The organism is Actinoplanes sp. NPDC051513, assembly GCF_044454685.1.
Classification (GTDB): Bacteria; Actinomycetota; Actinomycetes; order Mycobacteriales; family Micromonosporaceae; genus Actinoplanes.
The window spans coordinates 267,854-291,698 of sequence record NZ_JBITDW010000008.1 but is presented as its reverse complement, the minus strand read 5'-3'; the positions used below and the strand labels follow the sequence as shown (position 1 = coordinate 291,698).

The 23,845-nt window shown below is 70.2% G+C and carries 25 protein-coding genes; 18 read left to right on the top strand and 7 right to left on the bottom strand.

All coding sequences use genetic code 11. The features are described from left to right. Positions 1–106: 106 nt before the first annotated feature. Complete coding sequence (locus ACIA5D_RS26720; RefSeq protein ID WP_396032941.1) at positions 107–2,677, bottom strand: NucA/NucB deoxyribonuclease domain-containing protein; 2,571 nt, start codon at positions 2,675–2,677, stop codon at positions 107–109. A 13-nt stretch (positions 2,678–2,690) separates the two neighbouring features. Between ACIA5D_RS26720 and ACIA5D_RS26715 the strand changes: the two genes are divergently transcribed. Further along, positions 2,691–2,816, top strand: a complete 126-nt coding sequence (locus ACIA5D_RS26715) for a hypothetical protein (protein ID WP_396032940.1) — start codon at positions 2,691–2,693, stop codon at positions 2,814–2,816. Between the two features lie 286 nt (positions 2,817–3,102). Here ACIA5D_RS26715 and ACIA5D_RS26710 read toward each other — a convergent pair whose 3' ends face one another. Beyond that, positions 3,103–3,567, bottom strand: coding sequence for a hypothetical protein (locus ACIA5D_RS26710; protein WP_396032939.1), 465 nt, complete (start codon positions 3,565–3,567; stop codon positions 3,103–3,105). 158 nt (positions 3,568–3,725) lie between these two features. On the opposite strand from ACIA5D_RS26710, the gene ACIA5D_RS26705 reads away from it, so the two are divergent. The 3 genes from ACIA5D_RS26705 to ACIA5D_RS26695 all read left to right on the top strand — a co-directional run bounded on the left by ACIA5D_RS26705 (position 3,726) and on the right by ACIA5D_RS26695 (position 7,367). Further along, complete coding sequence (locus ACIA5D_RS26705; protein ID WP_396032938.1) at positions 3,726–5,138, top strand: PLP-dependent aminotransferase family protein; 1,413 nt, start codon at positions 3,726–3,728, stop codon at positions 5,136–5,138. A 342-nt stretch (positions 5,139–5,480) separates the two neighbouring features. After that, positions 5,481–6,467: a helix-turn-helix domain-containing protein gene (locus tag ACIA5D_RS26700; RefSeq protein WP_396032937.1), complete on the top strand. Its 987-nt coding sequence runs from the start codon at positions 5,481–5,483 to the stop codon at positions 6,465–6,467. Between the two features lie 96 nt (positions 6,468–6,563). Beyond that, the gene (locus ACIA5D_RS26695) at positions 6,564–7,367 is read left to right on the top strand and encodes a class I SAM-dependent methyltransferase (RefSeq protein ID WP_396032936.1); all 804 of its coding nucleotides are present in this window, start codon (positions 6,564–6,566) and stop codon (positions 7,365–7,367) included. 64 nt (positions 7,368–7,431) lie between these two features. Here the strand turns inward: ACIA5D_RS26695 and ACIA5D_RS26690 are convergent, their stop codons facing one another. Next, entirely contained in the window at positions 7,432–8,451 is a 1,020-nt protein-coding gene (locus ACIA5D_RS26690) for an aldo/keto reductase (RefSeq protein ID WP_396032934.1), read from the bottom strand. Between the two features lie 88 nt (positions 8,452–8,539). On the opposite strand from ACIA5D_RS26690, the gene ACIA5D_RS26685 reads away from it, so the two are divergent. Continuing rightward, positions 8,540–9,271 (top strand): phosphotransferase, encoded by a 732-nt coding sequence (locus ACIA5D_RS26685; protein WP_396032933.1) that lies wholly within the window; start codon positions 8,540–8,542, stop codon positions 9,269–9,271. 19 nt (positions 9,272–9,290) lie between these two features. Here ACIA5D_RS26685 and ACIA5D_RS26680 read toward each other — a convergent pair whose 3' ends face one another. Then, positions 9,291–10,310, bottom strand: a complete 1,020-nt coding sequence (locus ACIA5D_RS26680) for a LacI family DNA-binding transcriptional regulator (RefSeq protein WP_396032932.1) — start codon at positions 10,308–10,310, stop codon at positions 9,291–9,293. 138 nt (positions 10,311–10,448) lie between these two features. On the opposite strand from ACIA5D_RS26680, the gene ACIA5D_RS26675 reads away from it, so the two are divergent. From ACIA5D_RS26675 to ACIA5D_RS26645, 7 genes are all read left to right on the top strand, one after another. Then, complete coding sequence (locus ACIA5D_RS26675) at positions 10,449–11,795, top strand: ABC transporter substrate-binding protein (RefSeq protein WP_396032930.1); 1,347 nt, start codon at positions 10,449–10,451, stop codon at positions 11,793–11,795. Further along, entirely contained in the window at positions 11,792–12,652 is an 861-nt protein-coding gene (locus tag ACIA5D_RS26670; protein ID WP_396032929.1) for a carbohydrate ABC transporter permease, read from the top strand. Before ACIA5D_RS26675 ends, ACIA5D_RS26670 begins: the two co-directional genes overlap by 4 nt. Beyond that, positions 12,645–13,490 (top strand): carbohydrate ABC transporter permease, encoded by an 846-nt coding sequence (locus tag ACIA5D_RS26665; protein WP_396032928.1) that lies wholly within the window; start codon positions 12,645–12,647, stop codon positions 13,488–13,490. Before ACIA5D_RS26670 ends, ACIA5D_RS26665 begins: the two co-directional genes overlap by 8 nt. Before the next feature lie 29 nt (positions 13,491–13,519). Next, the gene (locus ACIA5D_RS26660) at positions 13,520–15,574 is read left to right on the top strand and encodes a glycoside hydrolase family 2 protein (protein ID WP_396032926.1); all 2,055 of its coding nucleotides are present in this window, start codon (positions 13,520–13,522) and stop codon (positions 15,572–15,574) included. A gap of 408 nt (positions 15,575–15,982) precedes the next feature. Next, positions 15,983–16,918, top strand: coding sequence for a GNAT family N-acetyltransferase (locus ACIA5D_RS26655; RefSeq protein ID WP_396032925.1), 936 nt, complete (start codon positions 15,983–15,985; stop codon positions 16,916–16,918). An 88-nt stretch (positions 16,919–17,006) separates the two neighbouring features. Beyond that, on the top strand, positions 17,007–17,297 hold the full coding sequence (locus tag ACIA5D_RS26650; protein ID WP_396032924.1) for a type II toxin-antitoxin system Phd/YefM family antitoxin: 291 nt from the start codon (positions 17,007–17,009) through the stop codon (positions 17,295–17,297). Continuing rightward, complete coding sequence (locus ACIA5D_RS26645) at positions 17,290–17,577, top strand: type II toxin-antitoxin system RelE/ParE family toxin (protein ID WP_396032923.1); 288 nt, start codon at positions 17,290–17,292, stop codon at positions 17,575–17,577. The genes ACIA5D_RS26650 and ACIA5D_RS26645 overlap by 8 nt, the downstream gene beginning before the upstream one ends. An 84-nt stretch (positions 17,578–17,661) precedes the next feature. On the opposite strand, the gene ACIA5D_RS26640 is transcribed toward ACIA5D_RS26645, so the two are convergent. Next, entirely contained in the window at positions 17,662–17,919 is a 258-nt protein-coding gene (locus ACIA5D_RS26640; RefSeq protein ID WP_396032922.1) for a hypothetical protein, read from the bottom strand. A gap of 79 nt (positions 17,920–17,998) precedes the next feature. Here ACIA5D_RS26640 and ACIA5D_RS26635 point away from each other — a divergent pair, with 79 nt between their 5' ends. Continuing rightward, positions 17,999–18,745 carry an aminoglycoside phosphotransferase family protein gene (locus ACIA5D_RS26635; protein WP_396033085.1) on the top strand — a complete coding sequence of 249 codons (747 nt, stop codon included), beginning with the start codon at positions 17,999–18,001 and terminating at the stop codon, positions 18,743–18,745. Positions 18,746–18,781: 36 nt separating this feature from the next. Here the strand turns inward: ACIA5D_RS26635 and ACIA5D_RS26630 are convergent, their stop codons facing one another. Then, the gene (locus tag ACIA5D_RS26630) at positions 18,782–18,982 is read right to left on the bottom strand and encodes a DUF6186 family protein (protein WP_396032920.1); all 201 of its coding nucleotides are present in this window, start codon (positions 18,980–18,982) and stop codon (positions 18,782–18,784) included. Next, complete coding sequence (locus ACIA5D_RS26625; protein WP_396032918.1) at positions 18,979–19,350, bottom strand: hypothetical protein; 372 nt, start codon at positions 19,348–19,350, stop codon at positions 18,979–18,981. Before ACIA5D_RS26625 ends, ACIA5D_RS26630 begins: the two co-directional genes overlap by 4 nt. 60 nt (positions 19,351–19,410) lie before the next feature. On the opposite strand from ACIA5D_RS26625, the gene ACIA5D_RS26620 reads away from it, so the two are divergent. From ACIA5D_RS26620 to ACIA5D_RS26600, 5 genes are all read left to right on the top strand, one after another. After that, positions 19,411–20,409: a nitronate monooxygenase gene (locus ACIA5D_RS26620; protein ID WP_396032916.1), complete on the top strand. Its 999-nt coding sequence runs from the start codon at positions 19,411–19,413 to the stop codon at positions 20,407–20,409. 62 nt (positions 20,410–20,471) lie between these two features. Beyond that, positions 20,472–20,981: a SigE family RNA polymerase sigma factor gene (locus ACIA5D_RS26615; protein ID WP_396032915.1), complete on the top strand. Its 510-nt coding sequence runs from the start codon at positions 20,472–20,474 to the stop codon at positions 20,979–20,981. A 14-nt stretch (positions 20,982–20,995) separates the two neighbouring features. After that, positions 20,996–22,258, top strand: a complete 1,263-nt coding sequence (locus tag ACIA5D_RS26610; protein WP_396032914.1) for a hypothetical protein — start codon at positions 20,996–20,998, stop codon at positions 22,256–22,258. Positions 22,259–22,339: 81 nt separating this feature from the next. Continuing rightward, positions 22,340–22,609, top strand: coding sequence for a YggT family protein (locus ACIA5D_RS26605; RefSeq protein WP_396032913.1), 270 nt, complete (start codon positions 22,340–22,342; stop codon positions 22,607–22,609). A gap of 76 nt (positions 22,610–22,685) precedes the next feature. Continuing rightward, positions 22,686–23,801, top strand: a complete 1,116-nt coding sequence (locus tag ACIA5D_RS26600; RefSeq protein ID WP_396032912.1) for an aminopeptidase P family protein — start codon at positions 22,686–22,688, stop codon at positions 23,799–23,801. Positions 23,802–23,845: the final 44 nt, after the last annotated feature.

Sequence of the window (23,845 nt, the reverse complement as noted above, 5' to 3'; positions counted from 1 at the left end):
CGCGTACCTGATATCACGATATCACTTGGGCTTCGGCAGGTCCGGCGGCTGTGACCCGCCTCAACCCGGCATGCCGGGCCATAATCGACGGGTCGTAGTGCGGCCACTACTTTCTGACGGTGATCGTGGTGGTCGGTGAATTGCCGCCGCCGGCCGCGTTGGCCGCTCCGAACGACTGCACGTAGAAGGCGAACCGGTGACCGTTGGTGTCGGCCTCGGGTGACGTGGTGAGGTCGATCGGGTCGAGGTAGCCGGCAGGAGCGATGGTCCACAGGCCCTCTTCCCCGGCCGGCCACGGCGTGAACCACGGGGAGCCGGTTCCTTGGGGCGAGCACGGATGCAGCGTCGCGTCGCACATCCAGACGTAGTACCACACGTCCGTACCCCCGTTGTCCCAGGTGGCCGCGACTATGCCGTGCGAGTCGACCGTCGCGGCCGGCGCCCTGAGCAGACCGCCGAACACCGGGCAATCGTCGCCGAGCGTCAGGTAGTACCAGTCGCTGGAGCCGTCGATCCCGGTCGCGGCCGCCGTTGCACGTGATGGCTTGGCCTGCGGTGGGTTGTCCGTGGGGAAGGGCGGTCCGCTGCGGTGAATGCCGTAGCCGGCAAGCGAGTTGCTCGACATGGTTGTCGAGGCCCACCCGGCGGGTGCCGCCGCGGCGGCCGCGGCCGCCGGATTGAACGCCGCCGATGGGACGTCGATGAACCGGGGCCGGTAGATCCGTGCGTCGTGGGCGTTCGCGCTGACGCAGCCGGTGTCGACCGAGAAGGTGTTCACGTTGTACGAGATCACGATCTTGCCGGCGCCACCGAGACCGGGCTGCACGCGCGCCTCGTACTGCTGGTAGTAGTACGGGTAAGCGACGAATCCGGTCGGCGGCTCGTACAGGGCGACGCTGCGGTTGCCGAATCCCCACGGCGTCGTCGCGGGATGGGCGCCGATCGTGCCCTCCGCATTGAGCTGCCCCCTCGTGTAGTCGAACTGAACGAGCCACAGGCTGTCGTTCACCGACACGACGCTGAAACCGGTGGTGCCGTTGGTGATCGGCAGCGCGGCCGGAGTGCTTCCGCAACCACCCCAGGTCGGATTGCCGCCGCTCATCCCGGTGTACAGCTGCCACGAACCGGGACTGGTCAGACCGCCGGCCGACGTCTTGGCCAGGTAGACACGGTCACTGCCCGTCCCCGAGGGCTTCCAGCCGTAGACGTACTGGGCGCCGTTCCAGGTCAGCAATGCGGTGCCCCATGTGATCCCGGCCGAGCCGCAGGAGAACCGCGCCGGGTTGACGGTGACGACGGAGTCGTTCTGCAACGAACTGACCGGGATCGTGGCCACCGCCGAATAGTCGATGACGAAACTGCTCCCATTCGAAAGCCCGTGGTAGTAGAACTTCACCACGTTGGACCCGACCACTTTCTGGTCGCCGGTCCAGAAGAACCCACCGTCGCTCGCCGCTGCCGGTGTTTTCGCGTACCGATCCCAGAAGCTCACGAACTGGTTGTGCTCCTGACAGGTGTTCCCCCCGGTGATGGTCTTTTTGAGCCCATTTCCATCCTGTACGACGATCGAGTTGTGCAACGCGCTCGCGTGCCACAGTCCCTTGCGTTCCCCCGGCGAGTTCAGGTACGTGTCGGAGAAGAACCATGCCCGTTCCCCGTCCGGTAGGACCACCGAGTTCGTCGCGTCTCCGCCACTCCACTCGGCACAGCTCGCGGAATCACCGTACGAGTTGAACATGCTGTTCAGGGCATTGTTCGGAGTGGCGGGCGTGCCGCCGCCGCCCTCGTCGTCGTTACACCCGGGATTGTCTCCCGCGTAGTGGGCGCTCACGAAGAAATCGTCAGCTTCGAGGATGCGATTGCGGAACCGGAACGTGCTGAACTGGCCGCCTTGCGAGCTGTTCGCTTCCGGCGGCACCCAGCAGATGCTGTAGGGATCGCCGGAGGCCGCTCCTTGCGTCGTGGCCGCGAGTGGGTACTCATCGCAGCTCGTATTGCCGAGACGGGCCTCATCCGGCGGCGCTGTCTTGCCGCCGCATGCCACCCTGCGGTTTTCGGCTTCGTTCGCGGTATATGTCAACGGCGTGTTGTAGCCCGGTAGCCCCGGCAGACCCGGTTGACCGGCCAGGTTTCCGGTGGCCTTCGCCATGTGCTTGGCCACGAGGCCGACCTTCGGATAAAGGGCGTCGCTGACCGCCCAGGTGGGCCGGTAGGGAGAGTAGACGCAGCCCTTTTCGTAGCCCTGCTGAAGATTCACGCTGTCGCATCGGATGGGATGTCCCGGACCGAGGTTGACGCGCGCCGGCACGCAGGGCGCGATGTTGCAGGGCAGGTCCATGTACCGGAAGTCGATAAAGAGCGGAGTGTTCAGGTAGGTGGTCGCCGCGGTCGCGGTGTCGGAGACGAAAAAAGAGGCAGCCATCGGCACATTCGGGCTGATCGTGCCGAGGACGCCGTCCGGCGGAATGATGGGCACCGTGGCACAGTCCGAGTCGGTGCAGGCGAGCGATGCGGTCGCCACCATGAATTCACCCGGGGAAAGACCCGTGATACTGGTCGGCGTGATGATCGCGTGCACGTTCCACGTGCGTGCTTGCGGGTCGAGGAACGCCCACACCTCCGCGTCGAAGCGGATCTGAATCAGGTGGACTTCCGGGCCCACCTGAACCCGCTCCACGAAGGTGAGTGGGATGTATACGCAGACCGCCAAACGGGTGTACGAGACGTCGTTCGTGAGCCTCGCCGGACAGATCGACGGGATTTCGGCGGCGGCCGATGCGGTGCCGGCCGCGTCCGCCCGGCGGGTGGGCGCCTGACCGATCCGCGAGGTATCGACCTGTGCACAGCCGCGTTCGATCGTGGTCGTCCGGCCGCTCGGCAACGTGACCTGCTGGGACCGCGAGGCGCATCCGGCCGGCACGTCCATCGGCTGCTGTCGAGGACCATCGGATCGCCGTACACCCGCGGGGTCGGCCACGGTCGGGGCGGACGGCGCTGCGGTCGCCGGCACGGCCAGGCCCGGCGCGATCAGCGATGCCAGGACGATCGACATCAACAACAGCCGGACGCCCCGCGAACGCCCGCCGGCGCGATCTGCGCTGATCATGACGAGCCCTCGGGCGGATGCCACTGCTTGATCCGGCGGTCGGGAGCGTCCTCGGCGTACGGCCACAGCTGGATCCGCCACTGGTCGCCCGGAGTGGTCGAGCCCGGCCACCCCAGGCTGACGAAGCCCCGACCGGAGACACGAACGGCGTACTTGCCGTCGGCCACTTCGCATGTCGTGCCGTGCAGCGCGGGGCTGTCATAGCGCACGACGCCACCCCGTACCAGGAGGCTGCTTTCGAAGACTTCCTCCCACTCGGCGTCGTCCTCCGGCGGCCGATGGCCCCATTCCTCGATGCGCAGTGGCATCGCGAAGTTGTTCTGGTGGGGCGACAGCACCACGATGCTGTAGGTATCGCTGGCGATGTGCGCACCCGCCATCGCGTCCTCCAGCAGCCGCATGTAGTCGGTCTCCGGGGAAGAGGCGCCGCGAAGGCTGAACTGTCCGTAGTCGAGGGCCACAACCATCTCGTGGACGCGGCGAGGTCCTGACGAGCTCACACAAATCAGACTGCTACTCGGCTGCACGGCTCCGACGCTACGGACGACTTGGTAGCCTCAACAGGTCCAAACTTTGCTATGGCGAGCAGACCAAACTCCCCCGGACAACCGGACCGCCCATGGAACTGTTTCTCGACAACGACGATCAGCGCAGCCTGAGCACGCAGCTGTACGACCAGATCAGAGAGGCGATCACCGACGGGCGACTGCCGCCCGGCGGCCGCCTGCAACCCTCCCGCGGCGTCGCCCAAGGGCTCGCCATCGCGCGCTCCACCGTCACGGACGCCTATGCCCGGCTGACCGCCGAGGGATACGTCGAGGGCCGCCGCGGCGGTGGCAGCATCGTCGTTGGCCACGCCTCATCCCCACCCGATCTGTCCGAGGCCCCGACCGCGCTGGCACCCACCGCCCAGGCCGCCGCGGTCCGGCGGTACGGCGTCGGCCTGGAATCGCACCCGCGCTACGACCTCACCGCGGGACGAGTCGAGACCCGGCTGTTCCCCCTCGCCGACTGGCGACGCTGCACGAACCGGGCCCTGACCAGGCTCGCCCGGGACTTCGGGTACTACGGCGACCCCGCCGGCAGCATCGAGCTGCGCCGCACGCTCACCCACTGGCTCGCCCGGTCCCGCGGGATCGCCACCACGGCGGATCAGATCGTGGTCACCCACGGCGCCTCACACGCGACCGACGTCATGGCCCGCGTCCTGCTACGCCCCGGCGACGTGGCCGCCGTCGAGGAACCCGGCTATCCCCCGATCACCAGCCTGTTGCGCTTCCTCGGCATCGAGGTGGTGGGCGTCCCGGTGGACGAGCACGGCTTGGTCGTGGACGCGCTGCCCGCCGCGGCGCGGCTGGTCCACGTGACGCCCTCGCACCAATATCCGCTCGGCGTCGTCCTCAGCCGGCAACGCCGGATCGCACTGCTGCGCTGGGCCGCCCGCCGCGGCGCCGCCGTCATCGAGGACGACTACGACAGCGAGTTCCGCTACCAGAACCGTCCACTGGAGCCACTGCACCGGCTCGACCGCGACGGAGTGGTGATCTACGTCGGCACCTTCAGCAAAATGCTCAGCCCGGCGCTGCGCGTAGGGTTCGCGGTCGTCCCGCCCGGCCTCGTCCCGGCGATCACCGCGATCCGGCAGGCCGTCGACGCCGGCCCGCCCCCGGTGACCACGCACACGCTCCGCGCCTTCATCGAGGAAGGGCACCTCGACCGCCACCTGCGTCGCGCCCGCAAGGTCTACGCCGACCGTTACCGCACCGTCCGCGCGGCAGTGGCATCGCTGTCCGATTCCGGCTTCACACCTCTGCCCAGCCAGGCCGGGCTCCACATGACGCTGCAAACCCCGGACACACCGGACGACAAAGAGCTGAACGTACGGTCGACGCGGCACGGACTCCAGCTCTCCTCCCTGCGGCGGACCTACCAGCACAGCCCACCCCAGGCCGGCATCGTCCTCGGATTCGGCGCGATCCCCACACCTGACATCCCGGACGCGATAGAGCTCCTGGCATCGCTCTATCGCTGAGGCAGCGCGCCGTGCAGCTGCACGACGGCCGGCTTCGTGCTCTGACGCCGGCTAATCGGTGGGCCGTGTCGCTCGTAGCGAATATAAGAGCGGGACACGCGGGTTACCCTCCGGGAATCGGTGCTCGCCGTCGGACTTCTCCAGCACGGGAAACCGTTGGAAGAGCGTGAAGTCGTGCTCGTGCAGGAAGTCCAACCGTGGGGTCGGCATCGGTCATGGCGGTGACCATATCGACACAAGCGCGCGTGCCGCCGCCGCTCCGGCCGGTAGGTGTCCGGTAGACGTCCGGTCAGAGCGACACATCGGCGTATCGTCATAGCCCTCTCCCTGGGTGGAGGAGCCATGAGCACGCTTGTCACCACCGCTGACATACCTCCGGCAGACCGCTTCGATTTCATCCGGGACATGTCGGCCACGATGTGGGTGCCGATGGAGTGCCGCGGCCGGTGCCCGACCGACTATCGCGGAGAATTCCGGGCCAGCGGCCTCGGTCCGATGCAGGTCGTGGTGCTGGACATCATGCCGATCACGGTCCGCCGCACCACCGCGATGATTTCGCACGCCGATCCCAACATGCTGAAGCTCTTCCTCGTCTGTGCCGGCGGCGCCTCAGTGGTCGATCAGGGTGGCCGGCAGGCGCGGTTGTCCGTCGGGGAGTTCGCGTTCTACGACACTCGCCGGCCGTACGAGGTCTCCTGCGGTGTCGACGAACGACCGACCCGGGTCATGACATTCATGTTCCCGCCGTCCTTGTTGCCGCTGTCGCCGAGCGGTCGCAAACATCTCAGCGCGGTGCGTATCCCGGCCACCGCGGGGATGGGCGACCTGACCGCCCAGTTCCTGCTCCAACTGGCCGGCAACGTCGAGGACTACAGCCCGACGGAGGCTGCCCGGTTGTCCGCCGCCGCTCTCGAGATCCTCGCCACCCGGCTGGCCCGGGAACTGGAGGTCGACGACTGGGGCACGCCCGAGGACCGCCGGCACGCCCTGCTGGTCACCGTTCAGGGCTTCATCCAGCAACACCTCAGCGACCCGCAACTGTCCCCGGCCGGAGTGGCCGCGTACCACCACATGTCGCTGCGGTCGCTGCACCAGCTCTTCCACGACGAGGGGCTGACCGTGGCCGGCTGGATCCGGTCGCGACGGCTGGAGCGGTGCCGCCGCGACCTGACCGATCCGAGCCTCGCCGCCCACCCGGTGGCCGCGATCGCGGCCCGCTGTGGCTTCGCCAGCGCCGCCGACTTCAGCCGGGCCTTCCGCGCCGCGCATGGCCTGCCGCCGGGGGAGTACCGCAGGTTCGCACGCGTTGTGAACGCGTCTGCGCGCTGACCCAACGACACACCACGACGGCCGCCGCCACCCTGTTCCTACAAGAACAGAACCGGGTTCCTACAAGAACAGAACCGGGAGAAGAAGGTGGTGGCGATGACTTACCCGTTCGCGGACCGGGTTGCCGAGGACCAGCGACTCGTCGCTCAGGGACAGGTGTTCGATCCGCTCACGCGACGACTGCTCGAGCGGGCCGGGCTGGCGGCGGGCATGCGTGTGCTCGATCTGGGAAGCGGGGCGGGCAACGTGGCGCGGCTGGCCGCCGAGCTGGTCGGTCCGCACGGCGCGGTGGTCGGCGTGGAACGCGACCCGGCGGCCGTCGAGCTGGCCCGGCGGCGGACCGGCGCGCCGAACGTCGAGTACCGGGTCGGCGACGTGCAGACGCTGGACGGGATCGAACAGGGCTTCGACGCGGTGATCGGCCGGCTGGTTCTGATGTATCTGTCCGACCCGGTCGCCGCGCTGCGCCGGGCCGCGTCGCGGCTGCGACCCGGCGGGCTGATCTGCGTCCACGAGGCCGATCTGGCCTACCTGCCGGCCGGCCCGCTGACCCCGCGCTGGGCGGAGGTGCACGGTTACTTCCTGGCCGCGCTGGAGAAGGCCGGCATCGAATGCCGGCTGGGGCTGACGTTGTTCACCCTGTTCCGGTTCGCCGGCCTGCCGGAGCCGGAGCTGCTGGTCGAGCTGTTCGCCGCGGGCGGGGCGGACGCGCCGGCGTGGGCCTGGGCCAACGTGATCTCGGCGACGGTGCCGCTGATGGAGCTGCACGGCGTCGCCAGCCGCGCCGACGTCGATCCGCCGACACTGGCCGACCGGCTGCTGGCCGAGACGCTCGCCGCCGACGGCTGTGTGCTGGGCCCGCCGATGTTCGGGGCCTGGGCGAGCGTGCCGTCGCGATGACCATCGGGCTGCGATCGAGGGCCGCCCGTCGCTGAGCCGGCCCTGGGGCCGGCTCAGCGCGTTCTCAGATCTTGCGGCCGCGCTGGGCGATGCCTTGCGGGCCGTACGGGTATTCGCCGGTCACCGGGGTGCTGGCCTCGGTGAGCAGCTCGGTCTCCTTCTCCGACAGGTGCAGGCCTGCGGCGCCGAGGTTGTCCTCGAGCTGCTCGACGGTGCGTGCGCCGAGGATCACCGAGGTGACGGCCGGCCGGTCGGCGAGCCAAGCGAGCGACACCTGCGACATCGACACGCCGCGCTCCTCGGCGACGCCGCGGACGGCATCGAGGATGTGCCAGGTGCGGGTGTCGGAGTTGCGCGGGCCGTAGGCCTCCATGCCGCGGCCCGGGTCCTCGCCGAGGCGGGTGGCGCCGGTGGGCTCGCTGTCGCGTACGTATTTGCCGGTGAGCCAGCCGCCGCCCAGCGGCGACCAGGGCAGGATGCCGATGTTCTCGTTGCGGCACACGTCGACGAGCTCGAACTCGATCTCGCGTACGAGCAGGTTGTACTGCGGCTGCAGGGTGACGATCGGGGCGAGCCCGCGGAACTGGGTGATCATCGCCGCCTTCTGCAGTTGCCAGCCGAGGAAGTTGCTGACGCCGACGTACCGGATCTTGCCGGCGCGAACGGCGTCGTCGAAGAACGCGAGCGTCTCCTCGATCGGGGTCAGCGGGTCCCAGGCGTGCGCCTGATAGAGGTCGATCGTCTCGAGGCCGAGGCGGCTCAGGCTCGCGTCGAGCGCGCGGGCCAGATTCACGCGGGTCAGTCCGGCCGAGTTCGGGTCGTCGCCCATGGGGAAGCGGCCCTTGGTGGCGATGACGAGCTGGTCCCGTACGCCGGACCTGGCCGCGAGCCAGCGGCCGATGACTTCCTCGGAGACGCCACGCGAGTAGACGTTGGCGGTGTCGATGAAGTTGCCGCCGGCCTCGACGAAGCGATCGAGCTGGGCGTGTGACACCTCCTCGCTGCTTTCGTTGCCGAACGTCATCGTGCCCAGACATAGCGTCGACACGATCGTGCCCGTGCCGCCCAGGGTGCGGTATTGCATCAGTCAGCTCCTTACGCCGAGATGACCCCATCATTGCCCGGCCGACGCCTGCTGAACCAATGGGAGGCGACCCCGTAATATCTGGCCGGTGGGGTGGGAGGCGCTCGGGCAGTGGGGTGACGACGTCGCTCGCATCGAGCCGCTCGCCGGCGGAGTCGCCAACGACGTGTGGAGCGTGCGCGTCGACGGGCAGCTCGCGGTCGGCCGTCTCGGTGCCAGGAGCGACGCCGATCTCGCGTGGGAGACCGGGCTCATCCGACACCTCGACCGTGCGGGTCTGACCGTGCCGGTGCCGATCCCGACCACGGACGGCCGGCTGTTCGCCGACGGCCTGGTCGTGATGACCTACCTGGACGGCGGACCACCCGAGACGAAGGCCGACTGGCGCCGCGTGGCCGGCACGCTGCGCGAGCTGCATCGGTTGACGCGGGGCTGGCCGCAGCGCCCAGGCTGGCGATCGTCGACCGACCTCCTGCACGCCGAGACCGGGACGAAGGTCGACCTCGGCGCCATGCCCCCGGAGGGCGTTGCCCGATGCCGGGCAGCATGGGCGCGGCTCACCGGACGTCAGACGTGCGTCGTGCACGGCGACCCCAACCCTCGCAACGTCCGCATGACCGCGAATCAGGTCGCGCTGATCGACTGGGACGAGGCGCACGTCGACGTCCCCGATCTCGATCTCGTGCTGCCCGGCAACGCCGCCGGACTCGACGACGGCGCGTACGACATCGCCGCGCAAGCGTCGGCCGCGTGGGAAGCCGCCGTCTGCTGGGACGACGAGTACGCAGTCAAGCGGCTCGCCGAAGTCCGAGCGGTCTGACAACGCGACGCAGGAGCGGTCAAGGCCGCCCGAGAGTGCTCTCCCGGGCGAGCAGCGTGTGCCCGGCCCGTACCTCGGCCGGCGCCGCCTGTGTGCCGGTGCTGATCAGGGCGACCAGCCGGTCGACCGCGAGGCCGGCGATCTGCCGTTTGTCCGGCGCCACGGTGCTCAGGCTGGGCGTGGTGTACTCGCCCTCCTCGATGCCGTCGATGCCGATCACCGCGACGTCGTCGGGCACCCGCACCCCGGCGCGCAGCAGCGCCCGGATGGCCCCGATGGCCAGCAGGTCGTTGTAGCAGAACAGCGCGTCCGGCGGGTTCGGCTGGGCCATCAGGTGCTCGGCGGCCGCGGCGCCGAGGCGTCGGTGGAAGCGCTCGGTGGGCAGGACCAGCGCCGGATCGTACGCGAGGCCGGCGCGCTCCAGCCCCTGCTGGTAACCGGCCGTGCGCAGCTGCGCGGTCTCGCCGGTGCGGTAGGGCTGGTCGCCGATCGCGGCGATCCGGGTGCGGCCGAGCCCGGCCAGGTGCAGGGTGGCCTCGCGCGCGGCCGCCACGTTGTCGATCGCCACGTGCGAGAAGCTGCCGTCGAAGACGTGCTCGCCGAGCAGCACGAGCGGGACCCGGTTACCGCGTTTGCGCAGCTCCTCGGCGCTCAGCGTGAGCGGGCTGAGGATCAGGCCGTCGAAGAGGGTGAGCCGGGAGTTGCGGGTGAGCAGCTCGCGTTCGAGGTCGGGGTCGGCGTCGGTCTGGTCGAGCACGACCGTGTAGCCGTGTGCGCGGCCGGCCGTGATCACCGCGCGGGCGAGCTCGGCGAAGTAGGGCACGTCGAGCTCGGGCACGACCAGGCCGATCAGGCCACTGCGACCCTGCTTGAGGTTGCGGGCGATGATGTTGGGCTTGTAGTCGAGCTCCTCGAGGGCCGTCTCGACCCGGGCGCGCAGTTCGGGGGAGACGGGCGCGTAGCCGTTCACCACGTTCGAGACGGTGCGGATCGACACGCCGGCCCGGCCGGCCACGTCCCGCAGCGTGGCGTCGCGCATGCCTGCTACCTCCCCATCGGTTGCCGTCAGCCTATGCGAACTCGCTCCAGTCTAGATCTTGCATCGTTGCAGAACCAGGTGCAGTCTGTTTGCAACGATGCAGAGCTGCCACCAGCTCCGTTCTCACCGGGAGTCCAGATGAGCGCCCTTTCTCGCCGAACCCTTCTCCGCGGCGCCGCCGGCCTCGGCGCCATGACCGCCCTCGCCGCGTGCGGCGCCGGGGGCGACGACACCGCGCCCAAGGCCCTCACCGCGCCCTCCAGCGGCGCCCCGCTCGCCGGCTCGATCACCGTGTGGAGCCGCTCGGGCGACCTGTTCAAGGTCTTCGACGCCGCCATCGCGAAGTTCCGCGCCGCGTACCCCCAGGTGACGGTCGACCACCAGGCCGTGGACATCGATGCCAAGCTGGCCAACACGCTGATCTCCGGCGCCGGTGTGCCGGACGGCAGCTTCTGGGACGACGCGAAGATCGCCGGTCAGGCCGAGCATCTGTACGACCTGACCTCGCTGATCGCGCCCTACCGGGACAAGACCGCGCCGTACAAGCTCTCGGTCAACACGGTGGACGGCAAGGTGTACGGCGTCCCGTGGGACCTGGACCCGGGTCTCCTCTGGTATCGCGAGGACCTGCTGCAGGATGCCGGCGTCGATCCCGCCGGGCTTGGCACCTACGACGACCTGCTCACCGCCGCGCGTACGCTGCGCGAGCGCAACCCCAAGGCCAAACCGATCCACCTCGACGGCGACCCGTTCCTCGGCCAGCTCTGGCTCGAGATGCTCGCCAACCAGCAGGGCACCAGCCTCAGCGACGACCAGGGCAAGCTGCGCCTGGAATCGGCCGAGTACCAGAAGATCCTCGGGTGGATCAAGTCGGCGGTCGACGACAAGCTGGTCACGCACCAGCCGTACCTCAAGCCCGCCGACCTCGCCGCCCTCGAGGACGGCACCCAGGCCTTCGTGCCCTGGGCCATCTGGTGGGATTTCGCGCCGCAGACGCTGCTCACCAAGACCAAGGGCAAGTGGCGGGCCGCGCCGCTGCCGGCCTGGACCGCGGGCGGCGCGCGCAGCGGCGCGATGGGCGGCAGCAGCTTCGTCATCCCGGCCAAGGCCAAGAACCCGGAGCTCGCCTGGCGGCTGTACGAGTTCCTCACCTTCACCGAGCCGGGCTACACCGCGGTCTACGGCAAGAACGACACCTACCCCGGCGGGCTGAACACCTCGGTGCCCAGCTACCTGCCCGCGCTCGACCCGGCCAAGCCGCTGTTCGAGCCGGTCGACGCGCTCGGCGGTCAGGACCTGTGGAAGGTGGCCGTGGACGTGGCCAAGACCATCCCCGCGGCCGCGCCGATCCCGGCCTGGTGGGCCAAGTCGGTCGACTACCTCGGCAACAACCTCCAGAAGCTGATGGAGGGCAAGATGTCGCCGGACGACGTGCTCAGCGAGTCGACCAAGCAGATCCAGCGCAACCTCGTGGACCGGGCGTGACGCGCGCCCGACCCGCCCCGTACCTCTTCATATTGCCGTTCTTCCTGGTTTTCGCGGCCTTCGGCGCCTACCCCCTCGCGTATGCGCTGCGGCTCAGCTTCACCCACTGGACCGGGGCGGGTCAGGCCCGCTGGATCGGCCTGGACAACTACACCTACCTGCTGACCAGCCCCGAGTTCTGGTCGTCGCTGGGCAACAGCGCGGTGATGTGGCTGCTGGTCGTGCCGTTGCAGCTGGCGGCCGGCCTCGCCGCGGCGGTGTTGCTGGCGAACGCGAAGCTGCGGCTGCGCGGCGCGTTCCGGGTGGCCTTCATCGCGCCGTTCGTGACGCCGCTGGTCGCCATGGCCCAGGTCTGGATCGTCGTGTTCGACCGGGACTACGGGCTGGTCAACCATCTGCTCAACCTGGTCGGCCTGCCCGATGTGGGCTGGCTGACCAGCACCGCCTGGTCGAAGCCCACGCTCGCGCTGCTGTTCCTCTGGAAGACCACCGGCTTCGCGATCATCATCCTGCTGGCGGGCCTCCAGGCGGTGCCGGGCCAGGTGTACGAGGCGGCCGACCTCGACGGCGCGTCCCGCTGGCGGCAGTTCTGGTCGATGACCGTTCCGCTGATGCGGCGCAGCCTCTCCTTCCTGCTGGTGATCCAGACGCTCGCGGTGTTCCAGATGTTCGCCGAGCCGTTCGTGGTCAGCCAGGGCGGACCGTACGGCTCGACCACCACGGCCGGCCTCTACCTGTACGACCACATCACCGCCTCCGACCTCGGCACCGGCGCGGCCAACTCGTTCCTGCTGGTGATCCTGGTCTTCGCGCTCTCGCTGGTGTCGGTCCGACTGCTGCGAGCCCGCGATGAATAAAAAACCAGGGCCCATCGTGTACGTGGTGCTCACCGTCCTCGCGGTGCTGTTCCTCTATCCGATCTGGTGGGCGCTCAGCTCCTCGATCAAGCCGGCCGCCGAGATCATCAGCGACCCGCTCGGCTTCGACCCGGCCCGCGCCACCCTGGCCGGATACCGCGCGATGTTCGCCGACGTGCCGATCGGCACCGGCTTCGTGAACACCGGCATCGTGCTGGTCGTCAAGGGCGCGATGACGCTGTTCTTCTGCCCGCTGGCCGGGTACGCGTTCGCCAAGTACCGCTTCCGCGGCCGGGAGGCACTCTTCGGCCTGGTGCTGCTGACCCTGATGCTGCCCACGCTCGTACTGATCATTCCGTTGTTGCTCGAGATGAGCACGCTGAACTGGACGAACACGTACCAGGCGCTGATCCTGCCGGGCAGCATCGACGCATTCAGCATCTTCTGGATGCGGCAGACCATCGCCGCGATCCCGGACGAGCTGCTCGACGCGGGCCGGGTCGACGGCGCGACCGAGTTCGGCGTCTTCCGCCGCATCGTGGTGCCGGTGATCCGGACCGGCATCGCCGCGCTGGCCGTGCTCACCATGATGAACATCTACAACGACTTCGTCTGGCCGGTGGTCGCCGTCAACGACGAGCGACATCAGACGCTGCAGGTGGTGCTCTCCACCCTCGCGCAGAACATCACCGGCAACCGCGTCGGCGCCGACTTCGCCACCGTCTGGAGCGAGCTCCTCGCGGCCAGCAGCATCGCCATGATCCCGCTGCTGCTGATCTTCATCGCCCTGCAACGCCACTTCATCAACGGCATCCTCGCCGGCAGCGTCAAAGGCTGACCGGCCCGAATGCACACAGGAGACACCGCATGACGCCCCGTACCGAGTACCCGCGCCCGCACTTCGACCGGTCGCACAGCTGGCTGTGCCTCAACGGCCGGTGGGAGTTCGCCGCCGATCCCGCCGGGCGGGCCTCCTCCGAGGAGCTGGTCTGGGATCAAGAGATCAATGTTCCGTACGCCTGGCAGACCCGCGCCTCCGGGATCGCGCAGCAGTGGCTGTCCACCGGATGGTACCGGCGTTCCGTCGTGGTGCCGCCCGCGTGGTCGGGGCAGCGCGTCGTGCTGCATTTCGGGGCGGCCCACCACGAGACGACCGTGTGGGTCGAGGGCGCTCAGGTTCTCCGGCACATCGGCGGCTACATCCCGTTCGAAGTGGACATCACCGATTTTCTCGGCGCCGCTCGCGCCGAGATCGTCGTTCGGGTGCACGCGCTACACGACAAGCGCGAGATCGCCCACGGCAAGCAGCGCAGCCTGCCGCGCACCGACTATGACGGGGTCTGCTTCACGCCGTCGTCGGGCATCTGGCAGAGCGTGTGGCTGGAGAGCCGGCCGGCCACCCACCTGACCTCGCTGCGGCTGCGGTCGGACGACGGGCTCGACGGCATCGAGGTTCGGGTGGCCGCCTCCGGCGACCATGCGGCCGGGGCGTCTGTGCGGGTCGGGCTGCGCGGCGCGGCTCCGGCCGACGTGATCCTCGATTCCACCGGTACGGCCTCCGTCCGGCTCGCCGTCGCCGACCCGATCCGATGGACGCCCGATCGGCCGCACCTGTACCACGTCGACGCGGAGCTCTCGTCTCCCGACGGCGTCGACCGCGTCGGCGGGTACACCGGGCTGCGGCGGGTCGAGGTCGTCGGCGAGGACATCCTGCTCAACGGTTCGCGGCTCTACGTAAAGGGCGTGCTCGACCAGGGATACTGGCCGTCCAGCGGTATCACCGCGCCGACCGACGAGGCGCTCGCCGAAGACCTGCGTCTCGCCCGGTCGCTCGGCTACAACCTGGTGCGCAAGCATCTCAAGCTGGAAGATCCGCGGTTCGTCCACCACGCCGACGTCACCGGCATGCTGCTCTGGTGCGAACCGGCGTCGACCGGCACCTTCTCGGCGGCGTCGACCGAGGCGTTCGAGGCGCAGATCGCGCCGATGGTCGAGCGCGACGGCAACTCGCCGGCCATCGTGATCTGGGGTCTCTACAACGAGGAGTGGGGCCTCGACTGGGACGTGCTGGGCGACGCCGCGAAACAGGGCGCCGTGCTCTCGGCGTACGAGAAACTCGCGGAGCTCGACCACACGCGGCCGATCGTAGACAACTCGGGCTGGACCCATGTCCGCACCGACCTGCTCGACTGGCACTACTACGACGAAAGCGCGATCTCGTGGGCCCGCACCCTCGACGGCCTGGTCGCCGGCGCCCGCGTCGACTTCCCGGTGAAGCTCGGGCCCGACTTCGTGGTCAGCAAGGCGCTCGCGGTCCCCGGGCAGCCGCTGCGCGGCCTGCCCAACCTCAACAGCGAGTACGGCACGGGCTTCACCAGCGTCGAACGTGGCTGGCACCTGCGCTGGCAGACCCAGGAGCTGCGCCGCCACGACCGGTTCCGCGGCTATGTGTACACCGAGCTGTACGACATCGAGCACGAGATGGCCGGTCTGCTCACCTTCGACCGGCAGCCCAAGGACCTGGGCGGCGCCGATCCCCAGGCGGTCAACGCCGAGACCACGCTGGTCCTCGACGTGGAGCCGGTCGCTCCGGGCCGTGACCTGCTCGGGCGGGTCGCCGCGTTCGCGGTCCGGGTCTCGCACCACGGCAGCGGGCCGTTCACCGGCCGGATCACGTACGCCTGGGGCCCGGTCTACTCGGCGGCGCCCGTGCTGCCCGCTTCGTTCGGGCCCTCGGTGGAGGCCAAGCCCCACCAGCTGAGCGCGGCGGTCGCGGTTCGCGCCGATGTCCCGGAGGGCTGGGCCGGCGGCCGTCTGCACTTGCGGGCCGTCGACCCGGACGGCCGGACCGTGGCCCGCGCGGTCCTGGACGTCGACAGCTCCACCTCCGCACACATCGGCGACGATCCGCTGGCGGCGTAGCGGCCGGGGTGGCTTCGTCAGAGCGGGATGAAGACCAGGCGGTCCCGGATGACGGCGACACGTTCGCCGGTGAACTCGGCGCAATAGACGACGATCTCGTCCGCGCTGGCGAAGCCGCCCTTGAGCTCGCGGACCCGGACGATTTCGGAAGCCGCCGAAGGCGTACACGAAAAGGATCACGTGGTAGGCGACGCTGCTCTCGGACAAACCGGGCGTCGCACGAATGTGCAGCGCGGTCAGCAGCAGGTAGGCCGCCGCACCGGGCAATACTAAGTGTGCCGGGCTGCTCACGGTGCGGCACGCGCGGGCGCTCGGCCGTCCGGCGTGCACAACGGTCCGATCAGCGGCGAGGCGGTCAAACGCTCGGCTCGGTGGACGATCATTCCCGGCCCTCCCTAGCATGACGGGATGATCGTTCGAGCGACCACGGCCGCCGACCTTGACCGGGTGCTCGCGTGGACCGTGGAGGCCCCGGTGAGCTGGGTCGCCGCGGACACCTATCACGCTGAAGCTGCCGAGCGGCGGTACCGACCGGAGTGGACCTGGATCGCCGAGGACGAGGCCGGCCGGCTGCTGGCCCGCGCGGTCTGGTGGGGTCGTACCGACAGCGAGCGCCCGGCCGTGCTCGACTGCCTGTCGGTTGCCGAGTCGGTGGTGGATCCCGTTCCGGTCGCCGCCGATCTGCTGGACACCGCGCACTCGGCGTTCGGCATATTGCCCTTGTATCAGGTCAAGCTGGCCATGGGGTGGGCCGACGACCCGCGCGCGGCCGCTGCGGTGGCCTGGCGCCGGGAGGCGGCGCACGCCGCGGGTCTCACCCACGAGGTGCAGCGGCTGCAGTACGAGTGGAGCCCGGCCGACGGCGTACCCGCGCCCAGCGGGCGACTGGTCTTCAAACCCGAGCCCGACGATGCGGTGATGCTCGAGATGTTCCGGCGTATCGCGGCGGGCAGCCTCGACGCCGAGACCCGCAGGAACCTCGCGGCTGTCGGCGCCACGGCGACCGCCCGCAAGGAGCTGGCGTTCTATCTCGCAGCGCCGGGCGACCGGGCCTGGTGGCGACTCGCGTACACGCCGGAGGGCGAGCTTGCCGGTCTCGCCATTCCGTCGGCCACCCCGTACGGACCGAACGTCGGCTACCTGGGAGTGCTGCCCGAACTGCGGGGCAACGGCTACGTCGACGACATCCTCGCGGAGGTGACCCGGGTGCACGCCGAGCGTGGCGCCACCCGAATCACCGCCACCACCGACGTCGGGAACGCCCCGATGGCCGCTGCTTTCGGCCGGGCTGGTTACCGCGACGTGCAGGCCCGAATAGTGCTGTCGGCACCCGCCCAGCCGTAGCCGTCGACGGGCGTCGGAAGCCGCCGAAGACTGCCCTTCCTGGCCTAGGGGGATGCCGCTGACGGGCTATGTGACTAGAATTCTGGTCATGGATACGATTCCGTTGGCGGATGCGAAGGCCCGCTTGTCGGCGGTGATGGACGCGGTGCGTGACACTCACGAGCGAGTGGTGATCACCCGAAACGGTCGGCCGGAGGCGGTGCTGATGGCCGTGGACGATCTGCAGGCCCTGGAGGAGACGCTGGACCTGCTGTCGACCCCGGGCGCGATCGAGCAAATCCGGCAGGCCGAGTCCGACCTCGCTGCAGGCGGCGGTGTCGACGCCGACGAGCTGCGCCGGCAGCTGACAGCCCGGGTGGAGCGGGAGTCGCGTGGCTGACCAGGCCTATCGGCTGTCGCTGGCACCGGCGGCCCGGTGGGCGCTGACCGAGGCGGCCCCGACTGGTCTGCGCCTGGCGGTGGCCGCAGCGGTCGGCGAGTTCATTACCGGGCCGCTGCTCGACAAGCCGCGCACCGTGGGCAAGCCTCTCGCCCGCGAGCTGGCCGGCTACCACAGCGCCCGCCGCGGCGTATACCGGGTGGTTTACCGCATCGACGATCGGACCCGAACGGTGCACGTTGTCCGCATCGACCACCGCGCCGACGTCTACCGCACGTAGTCACCGCTCGTCACCGCCGCACAACGGCGCGGCGGGCCGTGTGCAGATCCGGGCGGGGCACAGCGGCAGCGAGCAACCGGTGGTTCATGGTGTCGCGGCGTGGCCCAGTGCCGCCTCGATGATGCGGATCGCCTCGGTGGGGTCGATGCCGACGCTGGTGATGACCGCGGCGTAGTCGCGGGCGGCGCGGTGGGCCTGTGACGTCTCGTCCTCGGCCACGGCCGGGCTTGCCAGCACCTGGCGCAGTTGCATGACGGTGCCGGCGGCCGCGGCCAGCACCAGCAGCGGCAGCCAGGAGAACGTGTTGTCGCCGGCCAGCCCCAGCGCGTGCGTGAGCGACACGCCGATCAGGAACGCGGCCAGCAGCAGGGCGTCGGCAAACGCGATAACCCGTGGCGAGGCCGGTGGACATCCCGCGATGATGACCGGCGTGGAGGAGATCCAGGTCGTCGTCGCCCATAGCGAGCGCGCGACCCTGCGCGTCGGAGACGTGTTCCTGAAGATCGACGCCGATCAGGCGCGTGCCGACGTCGAGGTCGAGGCGATGGGCATGGCGCCGATCCCGACGCCGGCGGTCTTGTGGCGCAAGCCGTCCGTGCTCGCCCTCGCCGCCGTCCCGGGGACAGCACTCGGCCGCCTCGGCAAGCCGTCGACCGCATCGCCGGCGGCGTGGGCCGCGGCGGGCGCCGCCGTACGGATGCTGCACGACGCGCCGCTGCCGCCATGGCCCGGCCGGAGCCTCGACCAGATCGCCACGGACCTCGACGCCGAATGCGCATGGCTCCTCGCGAACGCCGTTCTTCCCCCCGAATTGGTCACGCGCAACCGCCAGGTGGCCGAGGCTGCGCTCCGGCCGTGGACACCGGTGTTCACGCACGGCGACCTGCAGCTCAGCCACGTGTTCGTGGACGGTGACGAGATCACCGGCGTGATCGACTGGTCCGAGGCGAGCCGGGGCGATGCCCTGTTCGACCTCGCCACCTTGACGCTCGGGCACGAGGAGCACCTCGGCGACGTCATCGCCGGCTACGGCGCCGACGTCGACCTCGACGTGGTCCGCGCGTGGTGGTCGCTGCGCAGCCTGCTGGGAATCCGCTGGCTGGCCGAGCACGGCTTCGACCCGTCCGCGCCGGGCTGCGAGGTCGACGTGCTCAGAGCCCGCATATGAGGTCGACGCGCTGAGAGCCCGGATGTAAGACGGCCGCTACCGGGCCAGGAAATGCCAGCCCAGCCAGAGCCAGAACCCGAGGATGACAATGCGCCCGCCCCGCGAGCACAGCGCCGCCGCCAGCGTGGCCGACAGCGGCCGCACGCCCGATCCCGCCCGCCGCGAGAACAGGTCGGTCGCGATCACCAGACCCAGGATCGCGGCGAAGCCCACGACGATGGCGGCGCGCGGCGTCATCGGCTCACCAGCCACAGCCCAGCGCCGACCCACAGCAAATACCCGAGCACGCGGCCCGGGTACGTGCTCAGCAGGGGATCGGCGAGCGTGCTCAGCGTCGGATGGGCAGCATCGTCCGGCCCCAGCCAGACGCCGAGCTCGAACGCCGCGGCCAGCCCGCCCGCGCCCAGCCACACGACTGCCGACCGGCGACCGACCGGTTCCGCGCGGCGCGGCCGACGGCGCACGCCGACCCAGAACAGCGGCGCCCCGACGACGAGAACGGCGCCAAGGGCGGCTGTGGTCAGGGGCCGGCACATGGCCGCAACCAGCGCGTACGCGACGGCAGCGGCGATGACCGCCGCGCGGCGACGCACTACCGGGTCCACCCAGGCATTGTGGCCCCAACCACCAGCCGGTACACCTGCGTCTGTGAGTAGGGTCGGGCCATGCGCGATCTCCTGCGCCCGCTCATCGTGGCCCCGATGGCCGGCGGGCCGACGACCTCGTCGCTGGTCCTCGCGGCCGCCGAGGCCGGCGCGCTCGGGTTCCTCGCCGCCGGCTATCGCACGCCGGAGGCGGTGGAGGACGATCTGCGGTCGCTGCGCGGCGTGCCGCACGGGCTCAACATCTTCGTGCCGATGGCGGCGCCCGCCGACGCTTCGCCTCTGGAACGCTACCGGCGCCTGCTTCAGGCCGAGGCCGATCGCTACGGGGTCGACCTGCCGCCGCTGCGACTCGACGACGACGATCATTTCGCGGCGAAGGTGGAGCTGGCGATCGCGTACGCGACACCGCTGGTCAGCTTCACGTTCGGCGTACCCGGCCTGGCCGTCACCCGGGCCCTGCGCGACGCCGGCTGCTCGGTCCTGGTCACCGTCACCTCGGCCGACGAGGCGCGCCGGGCGCTCGCCGCCGAGCCGAACGCGCTGATCGCCCAGGCCGGGGCGGCCGGCGGGCACGCCTCGACGACCAGCCCGTTCGGCTACCGGGGCACGTCGGCCGCCGCCGAGGTCCTCGCCGCCGTGCGCGCGGTCACCGACATCCCGGTCATCGCGGCCGGCGGCGTCGCCTCGGCGGCGGATGTGCGCGCCCTGCTCGACGTCGGCGCCGCCGCCGTCCAGTGCGGCACGTGCTTCCTGCTGGCCGACGAAGCCGGCACCCGACCGGCCCAGCGCGCCGCGATGCTCTCCGGCGACTTCCGCGAGACGGTCGTGACCCGGGCGTTCACCGGCCAGCCGGCCCGCGGCCTGCGTAACCGCTTCACCGACGCCTACTCGGCGGCCGCCCCGATCGGCTACCCGGCGGTGCATCACCTGACCGCCCCGATCCGGGCGGCGGCCGCGCAGCGGGGCGACCCGGGCGCGCTGAACCTCTGGGCGGGCACTGGTTTCGCCGCCGCCCGCCCGGCCCCGGTCGCCGACCTGATCGGCGCCCTCCGGGATTGACGTGCAACCAGGCGATCGGCCGCCCCCGTCTCAGGGGTGATGACCCAACGGAGGGACGGGCGATGCGGGACGGTTCGGACGAGGATTACGTCGACTACGTCACGGCGCGGATACCCGTGCTGCGGCGGCTCGCGTATCTCCTCACCAGCGATTCACATCGCGCCGACGATCTGGTGCAGCAGACCATCACCACGCTGTACGTGAAGTGGCGGCGGGCGCAGGCCGCCGACAACATCGACGCGTACGTGCGCACGATGTTGGTCCGGACGTTCCTGGACGAGAGACGGCTGGCCTGGGCCCGGGTCCGCCTGTTCCGGGAACTACCCGAGCCGCCGCCGTTCGAGGACGGCGGCAGCGAGGACCGTCAGGTGGTGCACGCGGCCCTGCGGCGCGTGCCCCGCCGGCAGCAGGCGGTGCTGGTGCTGCGGTTCTTGTACGACCTGCCGGTCGAGGAGGTGGCCGTGATGCTCGGCTGCTCGGCCGGCACGGTCAAGAGCCAGACCTCCCGAGGGCTCGCCACCCTGCGACGCCTGCTCGGTGAGCGGGACTTCGCAGGCTTTTCCGCAGCGTAATGAAGGAGCCGATAATGCCATCCGAGACCGATCTGCTGCGGTCCCTCGATCCCGAGCCGCCGCAGCCCTCGACCGTCGACATCGCCCGGGCCATGGCCGACGGGCAGCGGCGCAAGACCCGCCGCGGGGTCGGATACGCCGGGATCGTGGCCGTGACCACGCTGGCCATCGCGGGCGCCGTCGTCGCCGTCGGCGTCAACCGCGGCAAGACCGGCACGACCACCCCGGTCGCGGCGCCGAAAGCCTCCGCCTCGAAGAAAGCCGAACCCAAGGGCGACTACACGATCCCCGGCGTCACGGGGTGGCGGGCCCCGGCCGCGACCCCGCCCACCAGCTGCACGATCGAGAAGCTGCCCGTCCCCGACGGCGTGCGGATGGCGTTGGTCTCCGGCGCCGACCCGACCGGCAGCTACCAGGTCGGCCGCTCCTACCCGAAGGGTGGTTACCAGGCGGTCATCTGGCACAACGGCAAGGCCAAGAAGGTCGACCTGCCCGGTGACATGGAGGAGTCGCTGCGGGACGTGAACTCGTCCGGCGCCGCGGTCGGCTGGAGTTACCAGGGCAAGACCGAAGCGGACACCGGGCCGGTGCCGTACGCGTACGTGAACGGAAAGGTCGTGAAACTCGCCGGCGTGAGCCGCGGTGAGGCGACCGCGATCAACGAAGCCGGCGCGATCACGGGCGACGCAGCCGATCACGCGGTGGTCTGGCCGAGCCCGGCGCAGCCGCCGATTCGCCTCCCTGTGCCGAAAGGCACCAAGAGCTCCGCGGCGAGCGACATCGACGAGGACGGCACCGTTGTCGGGAATCTCGACCTGCGGGTGCCGTATGTCTGGTTCCCCGACGGCACGTATCGCGCGCTGCCGCTGCCCACCGTCGATGGGAAGAGGGCGGTCGGCGCCCGAGTCTTCTCGGTCCGCAACGGCTGGGCGATCGGCGTGGCCGACCAGAGCGACGAGGCGCGGGCGGGCAAACCGGCGGACAAGATGTGGGCGATCCGCTGGAACGTCCGCACCGGCGAGACGCAGATCGCCGACGACTGGGACATGCAGCCGGAAGCGCTGAACGCCCAGGGCTGGGAGGTCGGGATCACCAAGCAGGGCCGGGCGGCGCTGATCGCCGGCGGCAAGCAGGTCAAGCTGCCGGAACTGGCCCCGCACGACCCTGGTCTGCTCACCAACATCCCCAACGCGATCAGCGACGACGGGAAGATCATCTCCGGGCAGTCGGACGACGCCTCGGACACCATCCGGGCGGTCATCTGGCGGTGCGCCTAGGGCCACAGAGATCGCTCAGCATCCGCACAGGAATCCGACGCACAGTAGTAGCAGCTACCCCGTTCGGTAACTGGAGGAAAGATGCTCGCCCTCGTCAGCCTGGTACTGCTGCTGGTGCAACTGCTGCTGGTCGCTCGCGCGGTGCTCGACTGGTCCGTCGCGCTCGCCGGCCCGTCCATGGCCGGGTCGTTCCGGTTCCGGCTGACCCGCGGCGTCACCGCGGTCACCGAGCCCATCCTCGCGCCGGTGCGGCGGGTCATCCCGCCGCTGCGAGTCGGTGGCTTCTCGATCGACCTGGCCTTCATCATCGTGTTCTTCGCGATCGTCCTGATCCGCTCGCTGATCGCCTGAGCACCTGACACAACAGCCGCGCCTCATCGCCCCAGGGGGATGAGGCGCGGCTTTCTCAAACCCCGATACTGGGCGCATGACCGTACAGTTCACCGCCGACGACTACGCGGCCCGGATGCGACGGGCGGTCGAGGCCGCCACGGCCGCCGGGCTGTCCGGGGTGCTCGTCGGGATCGGGCCCGACCTGACCTGGCTCACCGCGTACAAGCCGACCGCGGTCACTGAGCGGCTCACCCTGCTGGTGCTCACCGCCGACCGGCCGCCGACCCTGGTGGTCCCCGCCCTCGAGCGCCCCGACGCCGCCGCCGCGGTGGGCGCGCCCGCGCTGACCCTGGTCGACTGGACCGACGGCAGCGACCCGTACCAGTCGGTCGCGCCGCTGCTGCGCCCCGACGGCCGCTACGGCATCTCCGACTCGACCTGGGCGATGCACCTGCTCGGCCTCCAGAAGGCGCTGCCGGCGTCGTCGTACGAGTCGCTCTCGGTCTGCCTGCCGATGCTCCGCGCGGTCAAGGACGAGCACGAGCTGGCCCGGCTCGCTGCCGCCGGCGCGGCCGCCGACGCCGCCTACGGCGAGATCCTGGGCGTACGCTTCGCCGGCCGTCGCGAGACCGAGGTGGCCGCCGACCTGGCCGCGTTGCTGCGAAAGTTCGGCCACGAGCAGGTCGACTTCACGGTCGTCGGCTCCGGCCCCAACGGAGCGAACCCGCACCACGAGGCCGGCGGCCGGGTCATCCAGACCGGCGACGCGGTGGTCCTCGACTTCGGCGGCCTCCTGGAGGGCTACGGCTCCGACACCACCCGCACGGTCACCGTCGGCCCGCCCACCGACGAGATCCGCGAGGTCCACGCGATCGTCCGCCAGGCCCAGCAGGCGGCCTTCGAGGCGGTCCGTCCCGGCGTGGCCTGCGAGGAGATCGACTGGGTGGCCCGCCAGGTCATCCGCGACGCCGGCTACGGCGAGTACTTCATCCACCGCACCGGCCACGGCATCGGCGTGACCACCCACGAGCCGCCGTACATGGTCGCGGGGGAGAAGCAGCCGCTGGTGCCGGGGATGTGCTTCTCGATCGAGCCCGGCATCTACCTGCCCGGCAAGTTCGGCGTCCGTATCGAGGACATCGTCACGGTCACCGAGACCGGCGGCCGTCGCTTCAACAACACCGACCACGGCCTGGGCCAGGTCGCCTGACGCTCCCGGTTGCAGCATCGGAGGTTCGCGACCGGCCGCGCTTG